This is a genomic window from Streptomyces sp. NPDC007896, from assembly GCF_042959425.1.
Taxonomy (GTDB): Bacteria; Actinomycetota; Actinomycetes; order Streptomycetales; family Streptomycetaceae; genus Streptomyces.
In genome coordinates, this window is the sequence record NZ_JBIBKX010000022.1 from 1 (window position 1) to 12,588 (window position 12,588).

Consider the following 12,588-nt stretch of genomic DNA (forward strand, 5'->3'; position numbering starts at 1 on the left):
CCACCCCGCCGCGGTGGGGGCGCTGGCGCCGCCGGCGCCGCCCCCCAGCCCCCCCCACACCGCCATCCCCCCCGTGACCCCGCCCTTGGGGCCGGGGGGGGGGGGGGGGGGGCCCCGGGCCCCCCCCCACCACCCCCTCCTTCGTGTGGTCGGCTCAGAACGCCGTGCAGCGGCCCTTCTCACCGGGCCAGAAGCAGACCTGGCCGATGACGTCGAAGCCCGCGACGCCGTCCGGGGTGATCTTGTCGAACCGGGGTGTGGGGATCTGCAGCCCGTTGATCCCGTCGCCGGCGAGCGGGCCGCTCGTCACGGTGCGCTCGGGCACGGGGCTGCCCTGCTTGAGATCACCCTTGAAGTAGAGGCTGCCGACCTCACCCGTGTTCCAGGTGCCCACGCCGTTGCCCTCCACGGAGAAGGTCGGCGGGAACACACCGAATCTTCCGGTGCCGTTGACGCCGAAGACGATGTCGGTCAGTTGTGGTGCCGCCCCGCTGGGCGAGCGGCAGTCCAGGTACCCGATGTGCCCGGTCACCTCGGCCTCCTTGACCCGCGCACTGAGCGGCGGACTGAAGTTCACCTCGGCGTCGAGGCGGCACACGAGGTCGGGGACCGGTGCGGCCCGTACCGCGGCCGGTTCGGCCTGGGCCACGGGGGCGGCCAGGGCGGTGCCCGCGAGGAGGGCGGCCGCCAGCACCGGCCTCCTGCCGAGGCGGGACAGCGGGGACATCTTCGCTTTCGCCTTGACTGAGAACGTCATTGCGTCCGGTTTCCTTTCCTTCAGGCCGTGGCCGTGGTGCCACGGAGAACTTCGCTCGCGGAGCCGAGGTGCTCGGCGAGGTCGCGGTACGACTCCAGGACGCCCGTCTCGACGTACGGGATCTCCCTCTCGACGCAGAACTGCTTGACGAGCGGATAGGCGCGGCGCAGCGCCGCCCTGGGCATGCCGGGGAAGAGGTGGTGCTCGATCTGGTAGTTGAGACCGCCGTAGAAGAAGTCGCCGATGTAGCCGGTGGGCAGGGTGCGCGAGGTGAGGACCTGGCGCTCCAGCCAGCTCCACTCCTTGCCCACGCGGGTCGGCAGGCCCTTGTGGTTGACGGCGAAGGCGAGGCCGAGCAGATAGCCGAGGAGGACCTGGTGGACGGCGAGGAAGAGCAGGACGGACGGCCAGGGCAGGAGCACGAAGAGCGCGCCGAAGAACAGCACCGCGTGCAGCACCATCAGGCCGCCCTCCAGGAGGGGCTTGCGCAGCGCCCGGCGGCGCAGGGCGATGACGCCGGCGATACGCAGCACCAGGGCTTCGAGGCCCAGCAGCGGGAAGAACAGATAGCGCTGGTTGGCGGCGAGGAAGCGGGCGAATCCCTTGCGGTCCTGGGCCTGTTCGGGCGCGAAGACGGCCACGCGGCGCAGGATGTCGGGGTCGAGCTCCAGGTGGTTGGGGTGGTTGTGGTGCCGGTTGTGGTGCTGCACCCACCAGCCGAAGCAGACCCCGAGCATCAGGTTGCCGTGGACCAGGCCGAGGGCCTGGATGAACCTGCGGGACCGGGTGATCTGACGGTGTCCCGCGTCGTGCACGAGGAAGGCGAGCTGCTCGTGCCAGACGGCGAGCCAGACCGCGGCCAGGACCACCTTCCACCAGGTGCCTCCGGAGAAGACCAGCGCGGCCCAGCCGAGGGCGTTCATCAACCAGACCACCGCGATCCCGGTCACGTACTGGCCCGTGCGGGGCCGCATGAGCCCGGCGGCCTGGACGCGCCGGGTCAGCTCGCGGAAGTCCTCGTCCTGCGCGGCCGGTTCATACGGTGAGGAGTTGACTGCCGGGCTGTCGGTCATCGGTGTGCCACCGACCCTTTCGTTGTTGGACGCCCGCGATGCGGGCGGGTGTGCGCGGACTGTTCACGAGGTCAGACCCATGTCGGTGAGGCGCGCTTCCTGGGTGACGCGCGACCATTCCGCGGCGGCGAGCATCCGTTCCTCGGCGGTGGTGTCGACCAGGCGGCGGCCCGGCCACAGCTCGTAGTCGCCCGCGAGGTCGCGGTGCTGGTCCAGCCCCTGCTGGTAGAGCTGTTCGCGGCGGAACGTCATCTGCTGCACGGGGAGTTCGGACCACAACCGCATACCGCGCGCGACGAGTTCGCCGATCCGCTCCAGCTCCTCGGGGTGTTGCCGGACATGGCGGCGCACGATCGTGGTGCCCACGGACAGATGCCGGATCTCGTCGATGCCCGCGGCGCGTTCGATCTCGGCGGCGGGCGCGTCGAAGGGCCGCCATTTGCGCTCGCTCAGCTCGGCGGTGGGCGCGAGGACCCCCTCCACCAGGACGGTGAGGGTGATCACGCCGCCGATGTAGTCGCGTTCCTTCTCCATGACGGCGAGCCCGAAATCCTCCAGGGGACTCAGGACGGCGTCCCGGTCGACCCCGGCGAGCGACTCCATGGTGGCTTCCAACTCGTTCCGCGGCACGCCCAGTTCGAGCAGGTGACCGCGGAAGGCGTAGGCGTGCCGGGCCTCGTCCATCAGCTGGGAGGTGTAGAAGTCCATCCCGGCGAGGTCGGGGGCGTACGCGACGAGGTAGGAGATGGCGCGGGCCGCCTTCTCCTCCGCCATCGAGCGGAAGGCGAGCTCCTGCATGACGGCCTGGCGCAGCGGGCCGTCCACCATCATGTGGTCCGGCACCGGCACGTCCGGGGAGCGGCCCAGGGGATCGCCGCCGAGGGTGCCTTCCGGTACGGCCCGGAACCAGTAGCCGAGGTCGCAGCCCTCCGGTGTCAGCTCGGTGCGCAGCGCGCCTTCCAGGAGACCCGGGGCGCGGTGCCGGTCGGCCTCCGCCGGGAACTTCTCGGTGGATGTGGTCATTTCAGCCTTTCTGAGTCATGGGGACGGCCGGGGCCCTGGAGCGGGTCAGACCGACTTGGTGAGGCGCATCAGCTGCCAGACGGCGCCGGGGCTCACCCGGCCCTGGAAGGCCAGGTACTCCGGTTCGATGAGCTGTGGGCGCCATTTGAGCTTGAAGGACTCCTGGGCGGCCGCCGGATAGATGGCGCGCCCCTTGGCCGCCAGCACCTCCACGCAGCGGTGCAGGAAGGCGCTGGTGGGGCCGGGTGCGGCCGTGTCCGGGCCGAGCTGGACGAACGGGGTGAAGCCGAGGTGCAGCCAGCCGCAGCCCTCGTCCTGGAACCGGCGCAGGGCGGTGGCGAACAGCAGCTCCACCGTGCCGGGCGGTGCGTCCGGGAGCCGCCGGGTGAGGTCGTACAGCCAGCCGGCGTGTTCGCCGAAGACCGGTGAGTACGACACGTAACCGACCGTCCGTCCCTCGTGGACGGCGGTGAACAGGCGCCGGTGCGGTGCGCCGGGGCCGCCGCGCTCGCCGATCAGGAACTCGAGTTCCTTGACGTGCCGGCCCTTGGCGCGCAGCCAGGCGGCGTCCACCGCGTCGAGGGCCGCGGTGACGTCCTCGCCGTCCCGCTCCCCGGCGGGCACCTCGACGGCCGAAACCCCTTCTCTGCGAGCCCGGTTGACCATGTTGCGCACCTTGACCATGCGCTGTCCGCCGAGGCTGTACCCGTCGAGCGCGATGCTGAAGGAAGCGCCGAACTGGTTGACGACGAAGCCGTGTCCGGCGTGCAGTTCGGCCTGGGGGCGGGAGAGCTGGACGGCGGCGACCCGGCGTCGCTCACTGCCGGCCCGTGCGAGCAGCGCGGTCAGCAGGCTCGGCTGGTCCTCCACCGCACATACGGGTCCGCCCAGTTGGAACAGGTGTCGTCGGCCGGCCTCCCGGTACGGGACGAAGCCGTCGACACCGTCCGTGCGGAAGCGGCGGTTCCCGCTGTTCATCGCGAGGAAGGCGCTGCTGTGGCTGCCGTACCTGCGCAGCATCTCGTACGCCTCCGTGTCGGCCGGCGCCTGTGCGGCGCTCACCGCACCGCCGCCTTGTGCCAGGGGACGGTGGCGAAGTCCCGCAGGGGGCCCTGGACGGCGGGGTGCGGAACCGGCTCGAAGGACACGGTGAACGACTTGGCGAAGTTGCCGAACAGGGCCCGGTCCCCGAAGAGATGGATGGGCAGCACCAGCAGCGCCCACTCCCAGCCGTATGCCAGGACCCAGGCGCCGAGGACCGCGCCCTGCACGCTCAGGCTGTGCATGGTGTTGTAGAGCACGTAGTAGACGCGGGAGACCTGCTGGTCGGGGCTGCGGTGGTAGGCGAGTGCGCCCGGCAGATAGCCGATGACGTCGACGTAGGCGAACAGGACGACGGCGACCCACCAGCGCACCTCGGCCAGGTGCGCGAGGAAGAATCCCGCGGCCACCAGGAGCCCGAGCAGGTATTCGAGGCGCAATAGCCGGTAGGTGGTGGGGGTCTGGCAGAGATTGTGGCCGTCCACGGTCACCGCCCGCCGACCGGGCTCGTCCCGTCGTCCGAGGTCGCGCCGCCGTCCGGAATCGTCGCGGTGACCAGGATCATGCTGTCCGTCTCGACCCCCGAGAACGCGGCCAGATGCGGGGCGAACCGCTCGACGGCGTACGGCAGTGCCAGCAGGTCCGCGACGCGCGCCTGCCAGCCGTGGCCGCCCCACCAGCGCTCCGCGTCCGCGAGGTGCCACACCCACGGTGTCCCCGTGCCGGACAGGGCCTCCAGCCAGGGCTTCACGAAGGGCGAGTCGGCGGTGTCCGCGTTGAGGCACTCGGCGCCGAGGCTGCTGCCCGGTGCGGAGAGCGCGCTCACCGTGCCGATCAGCCGCTCCACCGCCTCCGGGGCCAGGTAGAAGAGCAGCCCCTCGCACAGCCAGGCGGTGGGCCGGCCGGGGTCGAACCCGGCGGCGAGCAGCGCGCCGCGCCAGTCGCCCAGCAGGTCCGCGGCCACCGTGGTACGCCGGGCGGTGTCCGGCGTACGTCCCTCGACGACCCGTTCCTTGAAGGTCTGTACGGCCGGCAGGTCGACCTCGAAGACATGGGTTCCGGCGGGCCAGTCGAGCCGGAAGGCACGGGTGTCGAGCCCCGCTCCCAGCAGGACGACCTGCGCGCGTCCCTCCCGGGTCGTGACGAGCAGGTGGTCGTCGAAGAAGCGGGTGCGGACGGCCAGCCAGTCGGGCAGCACCTTCTGCAGGACGCCGGCTCCCGGCGGGGCGCCGGCCGCTCCGGCGGCGTCCAGGAACTCGCCCGCGAGCCGGTCGTCGAAGAGGGCGTCCGCCCGCCTGGACTCCTGGGCCCGCATGCGGACGGTCCACAGGGCCGTCTCCGAGACCCCGTCCAGGGCGCCGGGAGCCGCTTCGCGCTGAGCGTCGTGTTGCTGCATGGGCATGGGTGATTCCTTTGTGCGTGCGGTTGACATGGGCTGTGGATGGGGGTGCTGACGGTGGATCGGATGGTGGGGTGGGTCAGCGGGGCGTGCGGCGGCGGTCGAGGAACAGGGCCGCCGCGCCCAGTGCCATCAGCCCGCGCGAGGGTGACCAGGGCCGCTGTCCACCCATGGAGGAGGGCGTGTGCGGCTCGTGGAGCTGGAGCGCGAACTGGCGGTTGGCCGCGTCGGAGAGCAGCCCGCGCCACTGTTCGGGGGCGGACGCGGCGGCCGAGAGCAGGTCCATCGTGTTGCGGGCGACCTGGTCCACGGAGAAGTACTCGCGGATCAGGGCCAGGATGATCCCGCGCGCCTCCGCCTTGAAGACCTCCGCGAGGGCGATGTCCGGCGCGAGACAGCGCACCGAACCCTCCAGGTTCGCGAAGGACTTGCCGAGCAGGGAGATGGCGGGCGCCGAGCCGATGCCCCGCCGGGTCGCCTTCTCCAGGACGGTGGTCAGGGACACCCCGAAGTTGATGTCCTCCAGGGAGGCGGTGGCGACCTTGGGGACCAGCGCGGCCATGTCGGCGGCGAACGCGGGCAGGTTCGACCAGGCGGTGACCCGGCCCATGTCGGCCCACGCGTGGGCGAGACCGTGGCCGTCGTTCTGCGCGATGGCCATGAGCAGGGGCAGCAGCTGGAGGCTGGTGCGCCGGTCGAGGCGGCCGACCATGCCCCAGTCGATGAGGGTGGCCGGACCGCCGGGCAGCGCGAAGACGTTGCCCGCGTGCGGGTCGGCGTGGAACATCCGGTCGACGAAGTACCCGCGGTACATGAAGCGCAGCAGGTCCTTGCCGATGTCCGTGCGCTCCCGGTCGCTGAACGAGCGGCGGTCGAGATGGCGCACGGAGGCGCCGGGTGCGAGCGACTGGATCAGCACCTTGGGGGTGGCGTGGACGACCCGGGGCACGGACAGCGACGGATAGCGGCGGATGTTCTCGCGGGCCTCGTCCATGTTGCGGGCCTCGCCGGTGAAGTCCAGCTCGGGTTCCATCGCGTCGAAGATGGAGCCGAGCATCGCCTCGACGTCGATGACCTCGTTGAATCGGGGTGCGGTACGGGCGACGATCCGGGACGCCTTGCGCATCAGTGCCATGTCCGCGCGGACGGTGTCCCGGATCCCGGGCCGCTGGATCTTCACCACGGCGGGCCGGCCGCCGGGCAGGGTCACCCGGTAGACCTGGGCCAGCGAGGCCGCCCCGAGCGGGCGGACCGTCTCGATGTCGTCGAAGCGGCGCTTCCAGTCCATTCCCAGCTCCTCCTGGAGCACGGGCTCGAAGAGGGCGAAGGGCTGGACATCGACCTGGTCGTGGAGGTTCTGCAGTTCGCCGATCATGGAGGCGGGCACCATGTCGGGCCGGGTGGAGAGGATCTGGCCGAGCTTCACGTAGAACGGGCCGAGGCTCTCCAGGGCGTGCCGCACCGCCTTCGCACGGCGTGCCCCGTCCACGGAGGTGGTCCCGTCCCCGGCGGAGGCCTCGCCTTCCGCCGGGGAGTTCGGGTCCTGCCGGGACCGCCGGCGCTCCCGCGTCACCTGGCCGACCTCGTCGGCGACGAGGCTTCCCAGCACCTTCACAACCAGCCGGAGCCGACTGCCGAGCATGGCACCCATGTGTCACAACCTCCTGTGCCTGACGAGTTCCGTCGGTCATCCGTGCGATCGCCCACGCACGTGGGTCATGCGGCGCGATCACTCACCCGAGGTGAGGCGGTACGCGCCCGGTGAGCCCCGGTTCAGCGGCGGCTCAGCCGCTCTTCCTCGCCGCCGGTGCCCGCCCGGCGCCCGCCATGGCGCCGGCCACCCCCTGGACGCCCTCCAGCACGTTCACCAGGGAGGCGACGAGCTCGGAGAGCTGGGCGATCTGCCGGGGCAGCGCGGCCAGGCCCTCCGCCATGTCGGCCGCGCCCGAGACGGCCGAGGCCGCCCCGCCGGCGACCTGTCCGAGCGCGCCCAGCGGATTGGCACCGCCGAGGGCGCCGAGCGGGTTCGCGCCGCCGCCCGCGAGGGCCGCGAGCGGATTGGGTGCCCCACCGCCCAGTGCGGCCAGCGGGTTGGGCGCCGCGCCGGCCAGAGCGGCCAGCGGGTTGGCGGCGCCGAGGCCGGCCGCGGCGTTGGCCGCGTTGGCGAGTGCGGCCACGGGGTTGGCCACGCCGCCGAGGGCGGACAGCGCGCTGACCGTCCGCAGCACATCGCCGGGAAGCCCGTTCAGCGCCTGATACGGATTTCCCGGGGTGAGCCAATCCGCGGAATGCGAATCGTCGCCTTTCCGGTCGAGAATTTCATCGAATGCCTTCTTGGTGCTGTCGGCGATATCGCCGATGAAATCCTTGATGGTGTCCTGGGTGTTATTCTTGCTCACGGTCACTACCCTTTCCATCTCATCCGCACTCCCGGAATTCGGGAGCCGTTTTCGTCCCCACTCCCGGCCTGCGCCGGACGCGGGAGGAATGCGGAAATCCGTTATGCCGCGGCGCCGTCGAGGGCCCTGGCGCAGAGCAGCCGCAGCCGAGCCCGCCCCCGGGTGAACGCGCCTTCGGCCGCCTTGACCGAGATCTGGTGCATGCGGGCGAATTCCAGCGTGGAGATCCCATGGGCGCGGGCGAGGACCACCTGTCGCTCCCGGCCCCGCAGCAGGTGCACCTGGCCGAGCAGCCAGCGTCCGAAGTCCTGGTCGCACACGCCTTCGTCCGGCAGCTCGGGTCCGCCCACGTCCGCCGCGCGGCGCAACAGTCGCCGCCTCCGCTCCAGTTCGCGGTAGTGGTCCACACAAAGACGCAGGGCGACCGAGGTCAGAAAGGAACCGATCCGGTCCTGGTCGAGATTGCCGTGGGCGGCCGCTCTGAGCATCGCTTCCTGAACGCAGTCCTCCGCGTCCTGAGCATTCGGCAGCCGGCGGCGGACCAGCCTCATCAGTCGCTCCCGGTGACTGGCGATCACATCCCAGGAGAACTCCCGCCGCACCTCTTCCTGGGATTCGTGGCTTGTTCGATCAATCGCTCGATCGATGATTTCGTACTCGTCTAAGTGGTCTAACAATTCCCTGTGATCCATGGCCCCGAGCTTGATTCCCTGGTGCGAATCGGAATATTCGCACGGCCTATCCCCACCCGTCGCGAAGGTTCTTTTCCGAGTCAACACATCAACAAACCAGAGGGAATACGGACCACTCATCCGCATGGAAAACGGAGGACTTCGTTCCGGCGCACCCCATACCGTGCTACACATTTCACGCATGCATCTGCGGCACCTCACGTCTGCGGAAACGTCACGCCATGAGCGGGGCCGCACCAAAAGGGAGCCGAAATCACATCCGCCTCAGCGGCGCGGGGGCCGATCGCGCCAAAATCCTCGACCGCGGGCGGGCACCCGGGGGCCGACCCCGGACCACGGCGAGGGCCTGGTAACGGACCGGGCCGCCCAGAGGGGCCACCGCCACCCCGAAAGTCGTCGCGGCCGTCTGGCTCGTTCTCGCCGCCGGGCACGGCGCTCTCTCCCCCTCATCGGCCTCCCCCAAGGGTCGCCCGGGCGAACCGGCCGGTTGACGATCCCGCGATAAAGAAGGTCATCGGACCGGGCGGGCCGACTGGTGGCCTCCCGGACGGCCGCCCCCGTTGATACCCCAGGGGGTAAACTCAACGGCACCACCCCGAGGAGGACCCATCCCATGGCCATGTCCGTCGACGAGGAAGCCAGTACCGCGATCCTCAATCGCCTGCGCCGCGCTCAGGGGCAGCTCGCCGGCGTCATCGCCATGATCGAGGCCGGCCGCGACTGCAAGGACGTGGTCACCCAACTCGCCGCCGTCTCGCGCGCGCTCGACCGCGCCGGATTCAAGATCGTCGCCAGCGGGATGCGCCAGTGCATGACCGCGGCCGACGACGAGACGCCCCCGATGTCCGAGGCCGAACTCGAGAAGCTCTTCCTCGCCCTCGCCTGAGCCGGCCCGGGGACGACGACATCACGGAAACGACGACATCACGAGGACGACGACACACCGACGCGACGTGGGCCACCCTGGCGGGTGACCCACGTCGCGGCTGTTGCCGGGGAGGCGTCAGACGGTGCCGATCGGGTCGATCAGCTGGTCGTGACGGCGGTGTCGTCGACGACGAAGCTGGTCTGGAGCGAGGAGTCCTCGACCCCGCTGAACTTCAGGGCGACGGTGGTACCGGCGAACGAGGACAGGTCGAAGGTCTTCTGCGTGTACCCCGTGGCCTTGTTCAGGTTGGAGTACGTCGCCAGCGTCGTGGTGCCGGCGGTGACCGTCAGCTTGTCGTACGCGGTGCTGGTGGTCGTCTCCGCACTGTCGATGTGCAGGTAGAACGTGAAGCTGGCCTTGCAGCCGGACGGGATCGTCACCGACTGGGAGAGCGTGTCCGTGTGCGTCGAGCCGTAGCCGTCCAGCCACGCCTTGTACGAACCGGCGTGCGCCGCCTGGCTGCTGGAGTTGGTGATGACGCCGCTGGTCGCGGTCCAGGTGGTGTTGCCCGACTCGAAGCCGGGGTTGCCGAGCAGCTGCGTCGAGGTGCAGGTGCCGCCGCCTCCGGAGGAGCTGACGGTCCAGGTGAAGGACGCCGTTCCGGTGGCTCCGGTGCTGTCGGTGACGGTGACCGTGGTGCTGTACGTCCCGGCGGTGGTCGGCGTCCCGGTGATCGCTCCGGTGGAGCTGTTGATCGACAGGCCGGTGGGCAGCCCGGTCGCGGCGTAGCTCAGCGAGCCGGTGTTGGTGCTGCTGGCCGAGATCTGCAGGCTCACCGCGGTGCCGACGGTGGAGGACTGACTGCCCGGGTTGGTGACGGTCACCCCGCTCGACGGCGGCGTGACATGGCTGCCGACGTTGATGCCCGCGAAGGCGTTCGCCACCCCCGCGTACTGGGTGGAGCTGGCGCCGTACAGGGCGGTGGCCGCGTTCAGAGCGGCGGTGCGCGCGCCCGCGTAGTTGGTGCTGGACGTCATGTACGAGGTCAGCGCCTTGTACCAGATCTGCAGGGCCGCGGCCCGGCCGATGCCCGCGACGGCGACTCCGTCGGAGGTCGTGCTGTTGTACGTGACACCGTTGATGACCTTGGTGCCGCTGCCCTCGGAGAGCAGGTAGAACATGTGGTTCGCCGGGCCCGAGGAGTAGTGGACGTCCAGGTTGCCGACGCCTGAGTACCAACTGTCCGCGGAGCCGCCGTCCTTGCTCGGCTTGTCCATGTAACGCAGCGGCGTGCCGTCGCCGTTGATGTCGATCTTCTCGCCGATGAGGTAGTCGCCGACGTCGCTGGAGTTGTTGGCGTAGAACTCGACGCCGGTGCCGAAGATGTCGGACGTGGCCTCGTTGAGGCCGCCGGACTCACCGCTGTAGTCCAGGCCCGCCGTGTTGGAGGTGACGCCGTGGCTCATCTCGTGCCCGGCCACGTCGAGCGAGGTGAGCGCGTGGGTGCCGCCCGAGCCGTCGCCGTACGTCATGCAGAAGCAGCTGTCGTCCCAGAAGGCGTTGACGTACGCCGAGCTGTAGTGGACGCGCGAGTAGGCGGCGACTCCGTCGTTCTTGATGCCGCTGCGGCCGAACGTGTTCTTGTAGAAGTCCCAGGTCTCCTGGGCGCCGTAGGCCGCGTCCGCGCCGGCTGTCTGGGTGTTCGAGCCGGCTCCGGTGCCCCACGTGTCGTCGGAGTCGGTCATCAACGTGCCCGTGCCCGACGTGCCGTTGTTGAGGCTGTACGTCTTGTGGCCACCGCGCGTGGTGTCGTACAGCTGGTACGTCGAACCGGACAGCGTGGTGTTCAGCGTGACCGTGCCGCTGTACTGGGTGTTGCCCGTACCGGTCTTGATGCCCTGGTAGCGGTAGAGCTCCTGGCCGGTGGTGGCGTCGGTGATGACGTGCAGCTGGCTCGGGGTGCCGTCGTCCTGGAGGCCGCCGATCACGGTCTCCCAGGCAAGCTTCGGGGTGCCGCTGCCGGCCCAGATCACCTTGCGGGCGCTGTCGGTGGTGGGCTTCTCGGCGGCCAGGGACTTGGCGGCCTTCAGCGCCTTGCTCGCGGCGGCGGACTTGGTGAAGGTCGCGGTGGTGGAGGCGACCTTGATGGTCCGCTTGTTGTTGAAGGTGCTGCTCACCGTGCCGGCGGCGAGGGAGGCCGGCGGGGTGTGCACGATCACGTCGCCGCCCAGCACCGGCAGGCCGGCGTAGGTGCGCTCGTAGCGGGTGTGGAGCGTGCCGTCCTGGTCCTTGACGACGTCCTTGACGACCAGCTTCTCCTTGGCCCCGAGGCCCAGGGTGCCGGCGGTCGCCGTGGTCTTCTGTGCCGCGCTCTTCAGCAGTGCCGAGTGCTGGGCGGGGGTGAGCTTGGCCTCCAGGCCTCCGGTGCGCAGCGGACTGGGGTGGGGGGCGGCAGGCTTGGCGGCCGCGGGGACCGTCTGTATGCCGACGGCCAGGAACGCGGCGGTGGCCGCCAGCGCTCCGGCTGCGGCCGCCTGACGGGGGATTCGTCTCACTCGTACTCCTACTGCTGCGGCCGCGCGTCGACGGCCGGTGACAGACCCGGGCAGACGGGATGTGCTGGCCGGGACGAGCTGAGCAGTGCGGGGCCCCTGCGCAGACCGTGTGAGGCCTGTCCGGCAGGTGAGGAAGAAGAGTGACAGCTTGACCTAGACATGTCATGCAGGTCGGAGGCAATCGAGGGTTAACCCTCGACGACGTTCACGTGGGGCGCACGCACGAGGTTCACCCGGGGCGCACAGGAGGCCGCCTTCACCCGGATGGCGGCGCCCGGCTGACCTCGCGGCCACCTCCAGGTCGCCCACCACCCCGGCCGCGACTTCGCCGGTGGCACGGCGACGGAGTACGCGCAGGCGGAATGGGGATAAGCCCGGAGAGCACGGCATCGCGCCGGACCGTGCCCCAGGGTCGGCATCCCTCCTTGGTAGTACGACCGGGTCGCGCATCTGCTCCTCAGGGAGAGGTGCGGGTGACCCGTGAGCACGACGCGCGTGAGCGCGGCGGCGTGGAAGCTGGTTGTACGAGTCCGAGGAGGCCGCCATGAACCGCCAGATCCGCATTCGCCCCAGCCGTCGCCCCGCCACCGAGCGCGAGGTGACGATCGACCGCAGGACACCGTCGGGCCGCCTGCTGCCCTACTGACGCGACGGCTGCCCTGCCGCTCCGACGCCCGCCCTCCCCATCCGACGACTTTCCTCACCGATCCGGCCAGTCGGCGTATCCGTTCCGCCGCGCGCACGTTGTGGGTGATGACAATGGCCACCAGACACCACGGCG

11 protein-coding genes are annotated in these 12,588 nt (G+C 70.4%); 1 reads left to right on the plus strand and 10 read right to left on the minus strand.

What is annotated here, in order from left to right; all coding sequences use genetic code 11:
• Positions 1 to 154 precede the first annotated feature (154 nt).
• From ACFZDJ_RS45880 to ACFZDJ_RS45920, 9 genes are all read right to left on the minus strand, one after another.
• Positions 155 to 757 carry a hypothetical protein gene (locus ACFZDJ_RS45880; RefSeq protein WP_391068357.1) on the minus strand — a complete coding sequence of 201 codons (603 nt, stop codon included), beginning with the start codon at positions 755 to 757 and terminating at the stop codon, positions 155 to 157.
• Positions 758 to 777: 20 nt separating this feature from the next.
• A complete protein-coding gene (locus ACFZDJ_RS45885; protein ID WP_390928803.1) occupies positions 778 to 1,830 on the minus strand; it encodes a fatty acid desaturase in 1,053 nt (350 codons plus the stop codon).
• Between the two features lie 63 nt (positions 1,831 to 1,893).
• Positions 1,894 to 2,853, minus strand: coding sequence for a VlmB-like protein (locus tag ACFZDJ_RS45890; RefSeq protein ID WP_391068359.1), 960 nt, complete (start codon positions 2,851 to 2,853; stop codon positions 1,894 to 1,896).
• Between the two features lie 45 nt (positions 2,854 to 2,898).
• Positions 2,899 to 3,915, minus strand: a complete 1,017-nt coding sequence (locus ACFZDJ_RS45895) for a phosphatidylglycerol lysyltransferase domain-containing protein (protein ID WP_384914794.1) — start codon at positions 3,913 to 3,915, stop codon at positions 2,899 to 2,901.
• The gene (locus tag ACFZDJ_RS45900; RefSeq protein ID WP_168498307.1) at positions 3,912 to 4,379 is read right to left on the minus strand and encodes a hypothetical protein; all 468 of its coding nucleotides are present in this window, start codon (positions 4,377 to 4,379) and stop codon (positions 3,912 to 3,914) included. Before ACFZDJ_RS45900 ends, ACFZDJ_RS45895 begins: the two co-directional genes overlap by 4 nt.
• Before the next feature lie 2 nt (positions 4,380 to 4,381).
• Positions 4,382 to 5,296: an SAM-dependent methyltransferase gene (locus ACFZDJ_RS45905; protein ID WP_391068363.1), complete on the minus strand. Its 915-nt coding sequence runs from the start codon at positions 5,294 to 5,296 to the stop codon at positions 4,382 to 4,384.
• A 76-nt stretch (positions 5,297 to 5,372) separates the two neighbouring features.
• Positions 5,373 to 6,944 (minus strand): AarF/ABC1/UbiB kinase family protein, encoded by a 1,572-nt coding sequence (locus ACFZDJ_RS45910; protein WP_168513769.1) that lies wholly within the window; start codon positions 6,942 to 6,944, stop codon positions 5,373 to 5,375.
• Positions 6,945 to 7,077: 133 nt separating this feature from the next.
• Positions 7,078 to 7,698: a hypothetical protein gene (locus ACFZDJ_RS45915; protein ID WP_248003290.1), complete on the minus strand. Its 621-nt coding sequence runs from the start codon at positions 7,696 to 7,698 to the stop codon at positions 7,078 to 7,080.
• Between the two features lie 95 nt (positions 7,699 to 7,793).
• The gene (locus tag ACFZDJ_RS45920; RefSeq protein WP_390928812.1) at positions 7,794 to 8,294 is read right to left on the minus strand and encodes a sigma factor; all 501 of its coding nucleotides are present in this window, start codon (positions 8,292 to 8,294) and stop codon (positions 7,794 to 7,796) included.
• 709 nt (positions 8,295 to 9,003) lie between these two features.
• On the opposite strand from ACFZDJ_RS45920, the gene ACFZDJ_RS45925 reads away from it, so the two are divergent.
• Positions 9,004 to 9,270, plus strand: a complete 267-nt coding sequence (locus ACFZDJ_RS45925; protein ID WP_054232788.1) for a metal-sensitive transcriptional regulator — start codon at positions 9,004 to 9,006, stop codon at positions 9,268 to 9,270.
• Positions 9,271 to 9,410: 140 nt separating this feature from the next.
• Here the strand turns inward: ACFZDJ_RS45925 and ACFZDJ_RS45930 are convergent, their stop codons facing one another.
• On the minus strand, positions 9,411 to 11,807 hold the full coding sequence (locus ACFZDJ_RS45930; protein ID WP_391068367.1) for a M4 family metallopeptidase: 2,397 nt from the start codon (positions 11,805 to 11,807) through the stop codon (positions 9,411 to 9,413).
• Between the last annotated feature and the right edge of the window lie 781 nt (positions 11,808 to 12,588).

Excerpts from the sequence above, each read along its gene's own strand:
- ACFZDJ_RS45880 (WP_391068357.1), bottom strand. The coding sequence starts at position 757 with ATGACGTTCTCAGTCAAGGCGAAAGCGAAGATGTCCCCGCTGTCCCGC.
- ACFZDJ_RS45885 (WP_390928803.1), bottom strand. The coding sequence starts at position 1,830 with ATGACCGACAGCCCGGCAGTCAACTCCTCACCGTATGAACCGGCCGCG.
- ACFZDJ_RS45890 (WP_391068359.1), bottom strand. The coding sequence starts at position 2,853 with ATGACCACATCCACCGAGAAGTTCCCGGCGGAGGCCGACCGGCACCGC.
- ACFZDJ_RS45905 (WP_391068363.1), bottom strand. The coding sequence starts at position 5,296 with ATGCCCATGCAGCAACACGACGCTCAGCGCGAAGCGGCTCCCGGCGCC.
- ACFZDJ_RS45910 (WP_168513769.1), bottom strand. The coding sequence starts at position 6,944 with ATGGGTGCCATGCTCGGCAGTCGGCTCCGGCTGGTTGTGAAGGTGCTG.
- ACFZDJ_RS45925 (WP_054232788.1), top strand. The coding sequence starts at position 9,004 with ATGTCCGTCGACGAGGAAGCCAGTACCGCGATCCTCAATCGCCTGCGC.